The organism is Actinomyces radicidentis (assembly GCF_001553565.1).
Classification (GTDB): Bacteria; Actinomycetota; Actinomycetes; order Actinomycetales; family Actinomycetaceae; genus Actinomyces; species Actinomyces radicidentis.
Genome location: NZ_CP014228.1, coordinates 1,518,681 through 1,533,369 on the forward strand (window position 1 = coordinate 1,518,681; position 14,689 = coordinate 1,533,369).

Annotated in this window: 10 protein-coding genes and 3 tRNA genes; 8 read left to right on the top strand and 5 right to left on the bottom strand. The window is 73.0% G+C overall.

From position 1 onward, the window contains the following. The first annotated feature begins 195 nt into the window (after nt 1-195). Nucleotides 196-2,025, top strand: a complete 1,830-nt coding sequence (locus tag AXF14_RS14140) for an ExeM/NucH family extracellular endonuclease (protein WP_211260146.1) — start codon at nt 196-198, stop codon at nt 2,023-2,025. On the opposite strand, the gene AXF14_RS06380 is transcribed toward AXF14_RS14140, so the two are convergent. The 3 genes from AXF14_RS06380 to AXF14_RS06390 all read right to left on the bottom strand — a co-directional run bounded on the left by AXF14_RS06380 (nt 1,971) and on the right by AXF14_RS06390 (nt 6,990). Continuing rightward, on the bottom strand, nt 1,971-3,056 hold the full coding sequence (locus AXF14_RS06380; protein ID WP_067941795.1) for a hypothetical protein: 1,086 nt from the start codon (nt 3,054-3,056) through the stop codon (nt 1,971-1,973). The two genes, AXF14_RS14140 and AXF14_RS06380, sit on opposite strands and share 55 nt — an antisense overlap. A 197-nt stretch (nt 3,057-3,253) precedes the next feature. After that, nucleotides 3,254-4,990 (bottom strand): ABC transporter ATP-binding protein, encoded by a 1,737-nt coding sequence (locus AXF14_RS06385; RefSeq protein ID WP_067941798.1) that lies wholly within the window; start codon nt 4,988-4,990, stop codon nt 3,254-3,256. Further along, nucleotides 4,990-6,990, bottom strand: coding sequence for an ABC transporter transmembrane domain-containing protein (locus tag AXF14_RS06390; RefSeq protein ID WP_084355406.1), 2,001 nt, complete (start codon nt 6,988-6,990; stop codon nt 4,990-4,992). The genes AXF14_RS06385 and AXF14_RS06390 overlap by 1 nt, the downstream gene beginning before the upstream one ends. A 173-nt stretch (nt 6,991-7,163) precedes the next feature. Here AXF14_RS06390 and AXF14_RS06395 point away from each other — a divergent pair, with 173 nt between their 5' ends. Beyond that, nucleotides 7,164-8,585, top strand: coding sequence for a variant leucine-rich repeat-containing protein (locus tag AXF14_RS06395; RefSeq protein ID WP_067941800.1), 1,422 nt, complete (start codon nt 7,164-7,166; stop codon nt 8,583-8,585). 165 nt (nt 8,586-8,750) lie between these two features. On the opposite strand, the gene AXF14_RS06400 is transcribed toward AXF14_RS06395, so the two are convergent. Both AXF14_RS06400 and AXF14_RS06405 read right to left on the bottom strand, forming a co-directional pair. Further along, nucleotides 8,751-10,022 (bottom strand): glycoside hydrolase family 3 N-terminal domain-containing protein, encoded by a 1,272-nt coding sequence (locus tag AXF14_RS06400; RefSeq protein ID WP_084355407.1) that lies wholly within the window; start codon nt 10,020-10,022, stop codon nt 8,751-8,753. Between the two features lie 95 nt (nt 10,023-10,117). After that, complete coding sequence (locus tag AXF14_RS06405; RefSeq protein WP_067941802.1) at nt 10,118-10,507, bottom strand: metallopeptidase family protein; 390 nt, start codon at nt 10,505-10,507, stop codon at nt 10,118-10,120. Between the two features lie 138 nt (nt 10,508-10,645). Between AXF14_RS06405 and AXF14_RS06410 the strand changes: the two genes are divergently transcribed. The 6 genes from AXF14_RS06410 (at nt 10,646) to AXF14_RS06435 (ending at nt 14,670) form a co-directional block, all read left to right on the top strand. Beyond that, nucleotides 10,646-10,718: transfer RNA gene (locus AXF14_RS06410), tRNA-Glu, on the top strand. Between the two features lie 54 nt (nt 10,719-10,772). Further along, nucleotides 10,773-10,846, top strand: a tRNA-Asp gene (locus AXF14_RS06415). A gap of 49 nt (nt 10,847-10,895) precedes the next feature. After that, nucleotides 10,896-10,968: transfer RNA gene (locus AXF14_RS06420), tRNA-Phe, on the top strand. A gap of 326 nt (nt 10,969-11,294) precedes the next feature. Next, complete coding sequence (locus AXF14_RS06425) at nt 11,295-13,136, top strand: mechanosensitive ion channel family protein (protein ID WP_084355408.1); 1,842 nt, start codon at nt 11,295-11,297, stop codon at nt 13,134-13,136. Between the two features lie 63 nt (nt 13,137-13,199). Beyond that, entirely contained in the window at nt 13,200-13,658 is a 459-nt protein-coding gene (gene msrB / locus AXF14_RS06430) for a peptide-methionine (R)-S-oxide reductase MsrB (RefSeq protein ID WP_084355409.1), read from the top strand. Nucleotide 13,659: 1 nt separating this feature from the next. Continuing rightward, nucleotides 13,660-14,670 carry an endonuclease/exonuclease/phosphatase family protein gene (locus AXF14_RS06435; protein ID WP_067941806.1) on the top strand — a complete coding sequence of 337 codons (1,011 nt, stop codon included), beginning with the start codon at nt 13,660-13,662 and terminating at the stop codon, nt 14,668-14,670. Nucleotides 14,671-14,689 lie beyond the last annotated feature (19 nt).

The window sequence follows — 14,689 nt, forward strand, 5'->3', positions numbered from 1 at the left end:
GCACGCCGGGGAGGCCTCCGACGGCCTCTTCGTCTACGACGGCGACGGCGCCGCTGCCCTCGCCGTCGGCGACTGCCTCGACGTCACCGGCACCGCCACCGAGTACAACGGCCTCACCCAGCTCTCCAAGGTGAGCGCTCGCACCGCCGTCGCCGACTGCGCCCCCGTCACCCCCGTCGAGATCTCCGAGAGCTCGTGGATCCCCACCGACGCGGACAAGGAGCCCTACGAGGGCATGCTCCTGCGCCCGACCGGCAGCTGGACGGTCACGGACAACTACTCGACGAACCAGTACGGCCAGCTCGGCCTCGCCGTCGGCGACGAGCCCCTCTACAACGCCACCGACGTCGTCGCCCCGGCGCCGAGGCCACCGCCTACGAGGCCGCCAACGCCGCCAAGGAGATCCTCCTCGACGACGGCTCCTCCTGGAACTACAGCACCAACAAGACCGCCCAGGCCCAGCCGCTGCCCTACCTCGTCGCCGACGACCCGGTGCGCGCCGGCGCCGCCGTCACCTTCACGGGCGACGTCGTCCTCGATTACCGCCTCGGGTGGAACCTGCAGCCCCAGGCCCAGGTGGGCGGCACCACGAACTCCCCGATCACCTGGGAGAGCACGCGCACGGCCGCCCCGCAGGTCGGCGGCACCGCCTCCGTCGCCTCCTTCAACGTCCTCAACTACTTCACCGACCTCGGCCAGGACGAGACCGGCTGCTCCGCCTACAAGGACAAGGACGGCAACCCCGTCACCGCCAGGTCCTGCGACGTCCGCGGCGCCTACACGACGACCGCCTTCGAGCACCAGCAGGCCAAGATCGTCGCCGCCATCAACGAGCTCGACGCGAGCGTCGTCGGCCTCGAGGAGATCGAGAACTCCGCGAAGTTCGGCCACGACCGCGACGCCTCACTCGCCCAGCTCGTCGACGCGCTCAACGCCGCCGCCGGCGAGACCCGCTGGGCCTACGTCCCCTCGCCGTCGACGCGTCCCGCGCTCGCCGACGAGGACGTCATCCGCACCGCCTTCATCTACCAGCGCGCCCTCGTGACCACCGTCGGGGAGTCCACCATCCTCGACGACGCCGTCTTCACCGGCACCGCCCGCCAGCCGCTCGCCCAGGCCTTCAAGGCCGTCGGCGCCGACGACTCCCAGAGCTTCGTCGTCATCACGAACCACTTCAAGTCGAAGGGCTCCGTGCTCTCCGGCGACGGCAACGCCGACTCCGGCGACGGGCAGGGCGCCAACAACGCCCAGCGCGTCCTCCAGGCCCAGGCGCTCACCGCCTTCGCCGCGCAGTACGCCGACCTGCCGACCGTCATCCTCGGCGACTTCAACTCCTACTCCAAGGAGGACCCGATCACGACGATCGAGTCCGCCGGGTACCGCCTCATCGACGACGTCGTCGCCGAGCAGGGCGGCAGCGTCGGCAAGTCCTACCAGTACGGCGGGCGCATCGGCTCCCTCGACCACGTCCTCCTCAACGCCAAGGCCGCGGCCCTCGTGACCGGCGGCCAGGTCTGGGACGTCAACGCCGACGAGTCCATCGCCTTCGAGTACTCCCGAGAGAACGACAACGTCACGCAGCTGTGGGCCGCGAACCCGTACCGCGCCAGCGACCACGACCCGGTCAAGGTGGGGCTGAGCCTCGCGACCGAGCCCGTCATGCCGGCGGCCGTCGCCGAGGCCGCCGCCTCCGGGCGCGGCCAGGTGCTCCAGGGCGACTGGGACGGCGACGGCGTCGTCACCTACGCGCTGCGACAGGGCCCGACCGTGACCTTCTACGCCGAGAACACCGAGGACTCGGCCGTGTGGGCACGGGTGACGCTCGGGAAGGTCAACCACGAGGTCTTCGTGGGAGACTGGGACGGCGACGGCGACGACGAGCTCGCGCTGCGCAAGGGCGCGAACGTCTTCTACCAGCGCTCCGCCGACTCCGCGGCGACGACGAAGGGGCGGGTCAACGCCTCCCTCGCCTACGAGGTGGAGCGCCAGTCCGACGGCCACGACGCCCTCGTGCCGCTCTCCTGATCCCCTGGTCGACCGTCTATGCATTGCTCGACCGTCTGATTTCTAGAAATTCGACGGTCGATAGATGCATAGACGGTCGACCTCGTTCGGGGCCGGGCGACGACGCCGTAGCGCGCGAGCTCGGTGAGCATGCCTGTGCCCCGCCCCATGGCATCGGCCCAGGTCCACCGAGCGACACGCACGTGCCCGCGCGACTCCAGGGCGTGCTCTCGACGACGCTCGGCGACGACGACCTCCTGCGGGTACGCACCCGTGAGCCCGCGCGTGTACTTCATCGCGCCGTCGAACTCCCCGACGACGCCGTGCTCCTCCCAGAGCATGTCCACTCTCCCCAGGAATTCGCCGTCGTCATCGAGGAGCTCCCGCTGGAGGTCTGGGACGGCGAGCCCGTTCTCGATGATCACGGCACGGGAGAGGCTCTCTCCTGGCGACTCGGCGCGGGAGTCCGACCACTCGATGGCCCGTCGCGCGAGGCCGTTCCCGGGGCGGTGCTGCTGCGTCGCGAGGAGACCGAGCAGCTGCTCCTTCGACACCGCCGTCGTATGCAGGCAGTGATCCATGGACGCGAGGGTCGAGGCGAAGGATCGACGACGTCCCAGGTCGATGAGAGTCTGGGCCGCGCTGGTGATCGGGACGCCGGCAAGGTCCGTCAGGTCGACGCTCGGCGGGGCCGTCAGAGTCCGCGTCGTCGCCGTGAGCCTACCGCCCAGACGTGCGGGGCGGACGAGCTGGACCCTCTCAGGAACAGGGCCGATGAGTGGTATGCCCATCATGATCGCCGCTGACTCGCGTGCGAGCGCGGCCCCGTCCTGCAGGTCGTCGCAGCGGTGGGCGGCGATGATCCTGACCCGGTGCTGCTCGGATGGGCGCAGTCGGGCGAAGGCCCGACGGTCGACGTAGGCGCCGGCACGGAGCCTGAGGAGCGTGCCCTCAGTTCGGGCCTGTCGGGTCAGCTCATTCCGGTTGCCCGTGCGGGCCAGGGCATCGCGCGTGAGGAGGATCGGCGTCGGCGAGGTCCAGGGGGCGTCCATGGCACCAGGGTGGGGGGAGAGGCGGAGACGGCGCCGAGGTGGACTGTTCGCCTGTGAGCGGGCTCCTCACGGGGCCGCCTGTGCAGCCCCGCCCCACCCACATGCTGGTCGACCGCCTATGCACTGCTCGACCGTCAGATTTCTGGAAATCAGACGGTCGACGGGTGCATAGACGGTCGACCAGGGAGAAGAAGCACCTACTCCTGGCTCCAGGCCTCCCAGAGGCTGGCGTACTCGCCGCCGAGGACGACGAGCTCGTCGTGCGTCCCCAGCTCCACGATCCGCCCGTCCATGACGACGGCGACGCGGTCCGCGTCCTGCGCCGTGTACAGCCGGTGCGCGACCTCGATGACCGTCCGCCCGGCCAGCGCCGTCGAGAGCGTCTGCTCCAGCGTGCGCGCCGCGTGCGGGTCCAGCAGCGAGGTCGCCTCGTCCAGGATGAGCGTGTGCGGGTCCAGCAGCACGAGGCGCGCGAGCGCCACCTCCTGCGCCTGCGCGGGCGAGAGCGTGAGGTGCCCGGAGCCGACCATCGTGTCCATGCCGTCGGGCAGCTCGTCGACCCACGCGCTCCCGCCGATCGCCTCGATCGCGCCGCGGATCGTCTCCTCCTCCGCCTCCGGGCGGGCCAACCTCACGTTGTCGGCGATCGTGCCGACGAAGACGTGGTGCTCCTGCGTCACGAGCGCGACGTGGCGGCGCAGCTCCTCCTCGGTGAGGTCCGTGAGCGGCACGCCGCCCACCGTCACCGATCCCGACGTCGGAGGGTTGATGCCCGCGAGCATGCGGCCCAGCGTCGACTTCCCCGAGCCCGAGGGCCCGACGACCGCGAGCCGCTCGCCGGGCGTGAGCTCGAGGTCGATGCCGTGGAGCACCTCGACGCCCTCGCGGTACGAGAAGCGCACGTCGGACAGGACGATCCGCTTCCCGTCCGGCACCGCGCCGGTCGGCGTGCGGTCCGAGGGGACCTCCTCGACGCCGAGGATGCGGGACAGAGAGGCTTGCGCGACCTGCACCTGGTCGATCCAGAACATGAGCTGGCCGATCGGCTTGCGCAGCTCCATCGCGTAGAGGGTGACGGTCGTGATCGCACCGAGCGTCGCCCAGCCGTGCGAGGCGAGGAAGCCGCCCCACAGGAGGATGACGACGACGGGCGCGCGCCAGGCGACGTCGAGCACCATGAACAGGCGCACGCGCAGGCGCGCCGTGTACTGCTCGAGGCTCCACGCCTCCTTGACCGAGGCGTGGATGGAGTCCTCGCGGTGACCGCCGATGCCGAGGGCGTCGACCGTCTCCGCGTGCTCGACCGTCTCGGAGACGACGCCGTTGAGGCGCGCGTAGGCGGCGGAGTTCGCGCGGTACGCCGGCACCGAGACCGGCAGGTACCAGCTCATCATCGCCCACACCGGCGGCAGCACGACGAGCAGCCCGAGCGCCAGTATCCAGTCGGAGAAGGCGGCGGCGACGATGGTGAAGACGATCGTCACCGTGCACACCATGATCTGCGGGATGCCGACGCGCACGAGGAACTCGATGCGGGAGACGTCGTTGGTCGTGCGGCCCACGAGGTCGCCCGTCCCGGCGGTCTCGACGGCGGACAGCGGCAGGTGCACGACTCGGTTCATCATCCGCTCGCGCAGGTCCGCGAAGACGGACTCGCCGAGCGTGCGTGCGTACATCTGTGCGAAGCGGTTGATCGTCGCGCCGATGATGGTGACGACGACGATGATGAGGACGACGCGGTCCACGTAGCCGGCGGTGGCGTGCCCGGCCGAGACGCGCGTGACGAGCTGGCCGAGCAGCTGCGGCGCGACGAGCGGGGCGAGGACGGCGAGGATCTGGAGAACCAGGACCCACACGAAGCGCATCCGGTAGGAGGCCATGATCCCGAAGGTCTTGCGCATCGCGACCTTGCCGGGAGCGAGGGGGAGTGCCATCAGCGGGTCTCCTTCCCGGAGTCGGCGACGACGTCAGTGGACGTGGCACCTGCCGGCGCAGCCTCGCTGTTCACTACCGCCGTGCCCGGCCCCGGCTGCGCCTCCGGCGCAGCCTCGCCAAGAGCCCGGGCGACGACGGCGCGGTACGCGACCGCCGCCTCCTCGCCCGCACGGGCCCTCGCCAGCAGGTCGCGGTGCGTGGAGCGCACGCGCTCGCGGCCCTCGGCGTCGAGCAGGACGACCTCGTCGGCCACCTCGAGCACGAGCGGCGACTCGGTGACGAGCACCGTCGTCCGGCCGCGACGGGCGTCGCGCACCCGGTGAGCCACCCGCGACTCCGTGTGGGAGTCCAGCGCGCTCGTCGGCTCGACGAGGACGAGCGTTGGGGCCTCGGTGAGCAGCGCGCGGGCCAGGGACACGCGCTGACGCTGCCCGCCGGAGAGCGACCGACCCTTCTCCGTGATCATCCCGGCGAGCCCGAGGTCCAGGGACGACAGCACGTCGTGGGCGTCGGCCACCTCGATGGCGGCGAGCAGGCGGTCGTCGCCGGGCAGGTGCTCGGCGGCCCCGCGCACGTCCTGGTCGACGGCGGCCACGCCGGAGCGCTCCTCCTCGGCCTCGACGAGCTCGTGCACCCCGACGGGCGCCGGTGCCGGGGCTCGCAGCGGGTCCAGAGCCTCGCGCAGCGTCCCCGTGAAGAGCTGGGCGGCGGCCCCGGAGACGACGACGCTGGCGCGCACGTCCTCCAGCGGCATCCCGGTGAGCGGCCGGTTCGCGAGCGTGACGACGGGACCGGCGTCGTCGAAGCGGCCCAGGCGGGTGGCCAGGGCTGCGGAGACGTCGGGGTCGGCGGCCACGACGGCGGTGAGGCGCCCGGGGGCCACGCGCAGCCCGGAGGCCGCGTCGACGAGCTCGCCCTCGAGGCGCGCTCCGTGCAGCGGGTTGAGGACGCGCCGCTCCTCGGACGTGCCCGACCTCGGCGTCACGGTGAGCAGGCGGCGCAGGCGGCGCACGCCGACGGTGGCGCGCGTGTAGTCCTGCACCGAGTTGGAGAAGACCATGAGCGGCCAGGACAGGTAGGCGGTGTAGCCGTAGAAGGTGACGAGGTCGCCCGGCGTGATCGCGCCCGTGATCGCCATGCGCGCCGCGGCCCACACGACGACGGCGACGAAGAGGCCCGGCAGCAGCACCTGGAGGCTCATGAGGACGGACTGGGTGCCGGCGACGACGACGCCGCGGCGCCGCAGCTCCTGCGAGGCGTCCCGGTAGCGCTGGGCGAAGACGTCCTCGCCGCCGATGCCGCGCAGGATGCGCAGGCCGGCGACGGTGTCCGTCGTGATGGTGGTGACCTCGGACTGGGCCTCGCGCTGGTGGGCCTGGCGCTTCTGCAGGGGCTTGATGACGAGGGTGATGATCCAGGAGACGATCGGCATGCCGATGAGGACGATCGCGCCGAGCGTCACCGAGGTCCGCAGCATGAGGAAGGCGACGATGATGAAGGAGATGATCGCGCCGGCCAGCGAGGAGAGGCGCTCGACGAAGTTGCCGACGTACTGGGCGTCGGAGGCGACGATGGAGGCGACCTCGCCGGTGGAGACCTGGCGGCCGAGGTCCGAGCCGGTCGACGAGACCTGGCGGCCCACGAGTCGGTCGATGTCGAAGTTGACGCGCATCCAGGACATGACGCCGAAGTAGGAGCTCATCGTGTCGCCGACGGCGTAGACGACGAACAGGGCGAGCAGCCCGAGACCGAGTCCCCAGACGCGCGCGTTGAGGCCGTTCTCGATGCCCGCGTCGAGGGCGGCGCCGAGGAAGGCGGGGACGATCGCCTGGATCGTCTGGGAGACGACCGCCGCGAGGGAGGCGATGGTGAGCGGCACGGCGGCGCGCCGCAGGATCCACCGCATGAGCGCCGCGCCCGAGCTCGTGGGCGGCTGCGGGACGGGGGAGTCGGCAGTGGGCAGGAAGGTCCCTGAGGACCGACGGGAGGAGGTGGGCATCGTGCGTCGAGGCTACCGATCGGTCGACGCCGGCGGCAGGGGCGTGAGCGGTGAGATGAGACGCTTCCGTGACAGCGTCCTGCGGCGCTCTGACGAGCCTGTCGCTAGGGTCCTGGGAGGGGCCGTTCCCCGCGGTCCCGTACGACTCACCCCCTCTCCCGGAAGGGCTCCGGATGGATCCCGCACAGTTCGAGGCGGCGGCCCGACACGCGGACGCCGCCCTCGCCTCCCAGACGACCGACACGCAGCTCCAGGCCGCCATAGCCGCGAGCCGGAAGGACCTCTGGCCGGCGCTGGCCGCGAATCCCGCGAGCTACCCCGACCTGCTGACGTGGCTCGGGGACATGGGTGTGCCCGAGGTCGACGCCGCCCTCGCCGCCCGTGCCGGGCAGGTGGCCGGCACGCCCGCCGCCCCGACCGCGGCGTCCGGCGCCGCCCCGACCTCGGCTCCGAGCGCCTGGAGCGCCGCGGTCGCACCAGCCGTCATTCCCGCAGCCGCCTCGGCTCCCGCGCCGGGCGCGTGGAGCGCCGCGCCCGCCCCGGCTCCAGCACCGGCCCCGGTACCCGCCGCAGCCTCCCCGGCACCGAGCGCAGGCCCCGGGCGGGGGCGTCGCGGCCTCATCGCCGGAGCGCTGGCCGTCGTCCTCGTGCTCGTTGCCGCGGGAGGCTGGATGATCGGGCGCGGCCACTCCGGCGACGCGGCCGGCGGAACGAGCGCCGCCGGCGACTCCGCGGCCGCGGGCGCTTCCCCCGCATCCCAGGGGCGGGCGGCGCAGGACGCCCCCGCGACGATCACCGCCTGCGCCACCGACCCCACCGTCGAGGTCACGAGCGTCACCGCCGACAACAGCACCATGACCGCCGAGCTCCACGTCACGCCGTCGTGCAGCGAGGGGGACGTCCTCACCGGCTCCCGCAACCACGTCCTGCTCACCTCGCCGCAGGACTGGGACAGCCCGGGCAGCACCGTCGCCATCGGCGAGCTGGACCTCTCGACCTCGCCCGCCGTCATGAGCGGCGGCGGAGCCGACGTCACCGTCACCTTCCCCGCCGGCCAGTACTACCGGATCGGGGACGTCACGCCGGGCGAGGAGATCGCCGCGACGCTGACCGCGGACCGCTCCGACTCGTCCGCGTCCGGTGACTCCGCCGACGCCACGAGCAGCGTCACGGTCACCGCCTCGGAGAGCAGCGGCGGCGCCGACGAGGAGGAGACCGCGGCTGAGGTGGCGCTCGGGCGCCTCGCTGATGACACGGCGCGCCACGCCCAGTACGCCGAGGGCCACTGGTACGCCCAGCTCTCCTCGAAGAAGGTCGGGCTCCAGGTCGAGGGCCCCACCTGGGACAACCGGACGATCCTCCAGCAGTACTTCGACTACACGACCACCTACGGCACCATCATCCTCACCCGCGCCCACGACTGGTCGGTCTTCACCGCCGACGGCGACTGGTACGTCCTCCTCGCCGATGTCGGGGCGACGAGCGACACCGACGCGAACGCGTGGTGCGACTCCCGCAGCATCGGGGAGGACGACTGCTTCGCGAAGATGCTCTCGACGACCAGGTCGGCCGAGGGCACAACGACGTACCGCTGAGACGCGCCGTCCGGCGCCCTCGGTGGTGCCGCCGGCCGCAGCAGGGACCGCGTCATGAGGGGCGCCGTACGGATTGACGTGCGGCGCCCCTCATGCCTCCGGCGTCGTGCCCCGCTCGACGGACGAGCCCGTTGCCCTCGGCCCGCTGCCCGGGCCCGGGCCCGGTCAGCCGAGCGTCGCCTTGAGCGCGAGGACCCGGCGCACCGAGGCGTCGACCCGGGCGGCGAAGGCCTCGTCCGCCTGGGCCGCCTCGACGAGCGCGGACGCCATCGCGTCGGCCACGGAGGCGTCCGCGGCGGCGAGGACGATGTCGCAGCCCGCCTTGACGGCGCTCACGGCGCGGTCGCCGGGCGTCCAGTCGCTCACCTGGACCGCGGCGGCGACGTCGTCGGTGATGACGACGCCCTCGAAGCCGAGGTCGCCCCGCAGGAGGTCGGTGATGACGGCGGAGGAGAAGCAGGCCGGGGTGCCGGCGTCGATGAGGGAGTAGTCGGCCGAGGAGGCCATGACGGCGCAGGTCCCCTCGCCGATGAGGGTGCGGAAGATCCCGACGGCGGCGTCCTCGCGGGTGGTGACCGCGTCGGTGACGCCGGAGGCGATGTCCGTGTTCTGGGTGACGCGTCCGAGCCCGGGGAAGTGCTTGAAGGTCGGGATGACGCCCGAGCCCCGCATGCCGGCGGCGAAGGCGCCCGCGCAGGCGGTGACGGTCGCGGCGTCGTGCCCGTACTCGCGCTTCCACTGGCCGATGGGTGCGTTCGACGTCGGGTCGGCGATGTCGACGAGGTCGGCGTCGGGGGCGAGGTTCATCGTGACGCCGGCGGAGGCGAGCTCGGCGCCCCAGGTCGTCGCGGAGGCCTTGAGCGCCTCGGCGCCGGAGGTCGCCTGGGTGAGGGCGGTCGGCATCGTGGAGAAGCCGGGGCCGGAGAGGACCTGGACGTCGCCGCCCTCCTGGTCGGTGCTGATGAGGAGGCGGGAGCCGTGGGCCGAGTCCTCGGTGACGAGGGCCTGGAGCGAGTCGACGAGAGCCTTGGTCGCGGAGGCGCCGCGGCTGGAGCGGCCGGAGAGGAAGACGCCGCCCACGTGGAGCTCGGTGACGTAGCGCCCCGGTGGCGTCGTCGAGCCGGCATCGACGCCGACCACGAGGAGCTGTCCGACCTTCTGCTCGAGCGTCCAGCCGTCGAGGGAGATCCCGTCCGTGGTCCCGGCCGCGGTTGAGGCTGCCGTCGCGCTCGCGGAGGCGGACGGCGTCGGGCCCGCGTCGGCGGAGGGGGAGGTCGAGGGGGTGGCCGATCCGGGTGCCGACGACGCGGCGCTCGCGGAGCCGCCGCCGGAGGACGCCGTGTCCGTGGAGGTGCAGCCGGCGAGGGCCGCGGCGGTGGCGGCGCCCAGGAGGAGGGAGCGGCGGCGCACAGGACGAGCGGGGAGGGGAGGGGCCATGGTCGCGACCCTACCGACGGCGTGCGGCGGGGCCGTGGGCGGGCGCGGGCTTGCTGCCCGTTCGTGACCCGGCCGGTGCTCCGACGCCGTCGGACTCACTCCCAGCCGAGCTCGTGGAGGCGCTCGTCGGGGATGCCGAAGTGGTGGCCGACCTCGTGCAGGACCGTTACGGTGATCTCGTCGACGAGTTCCTCTCGGGTGCGGCACCAGCGCTCGAGCGGTCCCTTGAAGATGAGGATGCGGTCCGGCAGGACGAGGGTCCAGCCCTCGTCGCGCTCGGTGAGGGGGACGCCGTCGTAGAGGCCGAGGAGGGTGGGGAGGCCGTCCTCGTCGTAGTCCTCCTCCGTGAGCAGCTCGGCGTCGGGCTCCTCCTCGACGAGGACGACGACGTTGTCCATGCGCGAGGCGAGGTCCTCCGGGATGGCGTCGAGGGCGTCGTCGACGGCGGTCTCGAAGTCCTCGGGGCTCAGGTGCACGGGGCTCATGGCAGCAGCCTCCCACAGCGGTGCGATTCCGGGGCGAGGTCGCGGTGAGGAGGGTCACGCTCAGGCGATTTGCGTCCGGCGAGAATCGCCCCTTAGTGTTCTACCCGGTTCGAGGCGCGACGACGCCAAGGGCAACAGGCCCCCATCGTCTAGCGGCCTAGGACCCCGCCCTTTCACGGCGGTAGCACGGGTTCGAATCCCGTTGGGGGTACGGATTCGTGTGAGTGGAAACGACTCGTTTAGAGTCTGGCTTCGTGCCGAACGAGGCCTCGTGGCGCAGTTGGTTAGCGCGCCGCCCTGTCACGGCGGAGGTCGCGGGTTCAAGTCCCGTCGAGGTCGCGGAAGCGGTTCGGCCCGGTCAGCAATGATCGGGCCGAACCCATCCCAAGGCTCTGTAGCTCAGTTGGTAGAGCGTTCGACTGAAAATCGAAAGGTCACCGGATCGACGCCGGTCGGAGCCACTGCGAAAGGCCCGGGTCCCACAAGGATCCGGGCCTTCGCTTCGTCCTGAGGCCCTCCCCTCCCGTCTCATCCTCCGCCTCACGCGCCGCGGGACTGACGCGCGGGCCCGAGCCGCGCCGAGCCTCGCTCGCACTCCGTACGTTCCTCGCCGAGCGCGTACCTTTCGCGCCGAACGCGTACCCCTAGGTGCCGCGTTCGGCGCGAACGGTACGCGCTCGGCGCCTTGGCAGGCTGCTCTGGTCGTACGCCGAGCGGGGGCGCGGGCACAGCGCGCGCCCAGCCGGCCTCGGCACCGCGCCCAGGCCCGTGCCCTAGCCTGGGGGCCATGTCCTTCGCCTCGCTGCCTCTCACCGCGCTCACCCAGGTCATGACGACGAGCGGGACCGCGGCGGGGATCCTCGCCGCCGACGGCGCCACGCCCACCCCGAGCGACTCCTCCACGAGCGACGTCCAGCAGACCGTCGACCAGGTCGCCGAGACGACCGTCGACGTCCTCTCCGTCGCCTGGAAGACCGGCCTCGGCGTCCTCATCGGCGTCGTCGTCGCCTTCATCGTCGTCGTCATCCTGCGCGGCATGGGGCGCCGTCGGGCGCTCTACACGGAGATCACCCGTTACTGCCGCAGCGCCCTCTACGTCCTGTCCGGTCTCACCGGCGCCTACCTCGCCGCGCAGATCGCCGTCGTCGACATAGAGACCCCCACCTGGGCGCAGATCGGCATCCACGGCCTCCTCGTCGCCATCATCCTGGCGCTCACCTGGCTCGCGGTCGGCCTCCTCAAGGCGGTCGAGGCCTCCGTGGACGGCTCGGTCCGCGCCGCCGGGGACCAGGGCCGCGCCAACCGCGTCACGACGCAGATGCAGATCCTGCGCCGCGTCGCCTCCGCGATCGTCGTCATCTGCGGCGTCGTCGGCGTCATCGCGACCTTCCCCGCGGCGCGCTTCGCGATGGGCTCCCTGTTCGCCTCCGCCGGCGTCGTCTCCGTCATCGCCGGTCTCGCCGCCCAGTCGACCCTCGGCAACGTCTTCGCCGGGATCCAGCTCGCCACCACGGACGCGATCCGCGTGGACGACGTCGTCGAGGCGAACGACCTCTACGGCAACATCGAGGAGATCACCCTCACCTACGTCGTCGTCAAGGTCTGGGACGAGCGCCGCCTCATCCTCCCGTCCACGTACTTCACGCAGAACCCCTTCACGAACTGGTCGCGCCGCACCCACCAGATGATCGGCGTCGTCAAGCTCCAGTGCGACTGGCGCGTGCCGATCGCCATGATGCGCGCCGAGCTCGCCCGCGTCGTCGCCGCCTCCTCCGTGTGGGACGGGCGCGTCGCCGGCCTCGTCATCACCGAGACGAGCGCCCAGGACGTCACCGTGCGCATCACGGTCTCCGCCTCCAACGCCGACGACCTGTGGGCCCTCCAGTGCCACGTGCGCGAGTCCCTCATCACCTGGCTCCAGAAGTCCGCGCCCTACGCCCTGCCGCGCACCCGCGTCGAGGTCGAGCACGTCGACGTCTCCCACGACCCCACCGACGAGGAGGTCGCCCGCCTCGCCGAGGAGCTCGTCTCCCTCCAGCACCCGACCAACGACCCGGCGACGACGACGGCGATCACCGCCACCGCCTCCTCGACCGCCGACGACCCCATTGGGGCCGCCCGCGTGCGCGCCGCGACCAAGGGCCGCTCCGGCCTGCGCCGCTCGCGCCGGGAGAAGGTCCGCCGCCGCGCGATCCTCCCGCAGGACCTCCACGGCGCCGGCGAGCAGGAGTCCTCCGACGACGTCGTCGCCGGCGGCCCCGCCGGGAGGGGTCACACCCATGGCGCCGCCGGGAGGGTCGAGAAGCACGAGAAGGGGCGCGCCCGCCGCCAGCCGCGCCGCGGCTCCGGGCGCCGGGACCACGTGCCGCCGCAGCGCGGCAGCCAGGCCGAGACCACCGTCCTCGGCGCCGTCGAGCGCCGCGCCTACCTCGGCGAGGACGACGCCGTGCAGGACGCCCAGGCGCCGCAGGGCCCGGGCTCCGCGCGCTCCCGGGCCCACGACGCCGACACCGCCGGGCAGCAGCCGATCCGCCCGGCCGAGCCCCCGTCCACCGGCGCGGCCGCGCCCGACGACCCGAACGCCGACACCGTCGAGCGCCGCAACGCCGGCCCCGCCGACCTGGGCTGATCGCCGTCGCTCCCGTTCCCGCAGCGTGAACTGCCCTCGCCAGCGGGACCCGCGCGCGCGACGATGGACGGCGTGACCGAGCAGAACCCCAGCACCCCCAGCCTCGACCCCGCCGCCATCGCCCGCAGTGACGCCGAGTGGCGCCAGCGGCTCAGGCCCCTCGAGTACCACGTCCTGCGCGAGGCCGGCACCGAGCGCCCCGGCACAGGGGCCCTCCTCGACGAGCACCGCGAGGGCGTCTACCGCTGCCGCGGCTGCGGCGCCGAGCTCTTCCGCTCCACCACCAAGTTCGAGTCCCACTGCGGCTGGCCGTCCTTCTACGACCCCAAGGACTCCGACGCCGTCACCCTGTCCACGGACACCTCCCACGGCATGGTCCGCACCGAGGTCCGCTGCGCCACCTGCGGCGGGCACCTCGGCCACGTCTTCGAGGACGCCCCGCAGACCCCCACCGGTCAGCGCTACTGCATGAACTCCGTCAGCCTCACCTTCGACCCCGAGCCCGCCGGAGAAGGGGCCTGACGTGATCCGCCTCCTGAGTCTCAACCTCCAGCACGGCGCCCCCGGCGCCGGCGGGGAGGGAACGCCCCTCGCGTCCGCCGACATCACCGACCCCGGCACGGCCCGGGAGGTCCTCGCCGCCCTCGCCGACCAGGTCCGCGAGATCTCCCCCGACGTCATCGCCCTCCAGGAGGTCGACCTCGGCCAGCGCCGCTCCGGCCGCCTCGACCAGGCCGCCGAGCTCGCCCGCCTCCTCGGGTGGAACGAGCACCGCTTCGCCGCCACCTACGCCGGCTCCGTCACCGGCCTGCGCCGCCGCCCGCTCCGCTCCGAGCTCGCCGCGCCCGCCGACGACGTCCTCGGCCCGGTCCGGGCCCTGCTCGGCCGGCCGCCGGCCGGCTTCGGCAACGCGCTCCTCACCCGCCTGCCCGTGACCACCTGGCGCGTCCAGCGGCTCGGCCGCGGCCCCGCCCAGGTCACCCGCCGCGGCGGCAGCGCGTGGGACCCGCGCAGCTACCGCGTCGCCACGTCGACCATGCGCAACCTCATCAGCGCGGAGGTCGTCGTCTCGGGCGACCCCACCGTCCCCGCGGGCCGCCACGCCGCCGGGCCCGCCGTCACCCCGGTCGACGGGCTCACCGTCGCCGCCACCCACCTCGCCACCCGGGTCGACACGGCCGGAGAGCAGCTCGCCGCCGCCTGGGGGGCGCTCGCCTCCCTGCCCGGCCCGCACGTCCTGGCAGGCGACCTCAACCTGCGCACCCACCAGGTCGCCGCCCTCGGCGTCGCCCGCGAGGTCGGCACGGGGAACACCTACCCGGCGCGCGAGCCCGACCACCGCATCGACCACGTCCTCACCGACCCCTGGCCGGTCGACGCCGACGGCCGCCCCCTCGCCGGTGACGCGGCCGTGTCCGCCCCGCGCTGGGCGGGGGAGGGGCGACCCCTCCTGCGCGCCGTCGCGTCGGGCACCCGCACCTTCGTCGTCTCCGACCACGCCGGGACCTGGGTAGACCTCGACGCCGTAGGCTGAGCCGGCACCAGCAGGCTCG

What these genes read in the sequence shown, in the direction of transcription:
- msrB (WP_084355409.1), top strand. Translation starts at nt 13,200, where the DNA reads ATGGACGGCGTGACCGAGCAGAACCCCAGCACCCCCAGCCTCGACCCC.
- AXF14_RS06380 (WP_067941795.1), bottom strand. Translation starts at nt 3,056, where the DNA reads ATGGACGCCCCCTGGACCTCGCCGACGCCGATCCTCCTCACGCGCGAT.
- AXF14_RS06400 (WP_084355407.1), bottom strand. Translation starts at nt 10,022, where the DNA reads ATGGCCCCTCCCCTCCCCGCTCGTCCTGTGCGCCGCCGCTCCCTCCTC.
- AXF14_RS06390 (WP_084355406.1), bottom strand. Translation starts at nt 6,990, where the DNA reads ATGCCCACCTCCTCCCGTCGGTCCTCAGGGACCTTCCTGCCCACTGCC.
- AXF14_RS06405 (WP_067941802.1), bottom strand. Translation starts at nt 10,507, where the DNA reads ATGAGCCCCGTGCACCTGAGCCCCGAGGACTTCGAGACCGCCGTCGAC.
- AXF14_RS06385 (WP_067941798.1), bottom strand. Translation starts at nt 4,990, where the DNA reads ATGGCACTCCCCCTCGCTCCCGGCAAGGTCGCGATGCGCAAGACCTTC.
- AXF14_RS06395 (WP_067941800.1), top strand. Translation starts at nt 7,164, where the DNA reads ATGGATCCCGCACAGTTCGAGGCGGCGGCCCGACACGCGGACGCCGCC.
- AXF14_RS06425 (WP_084355408.1), top strand. Translation starts at nt 11,295, where the DNA reads ATGTCCTTCGCCTCGCTGCCTCTCACCGCGCTCACCCAGGTCATGACG.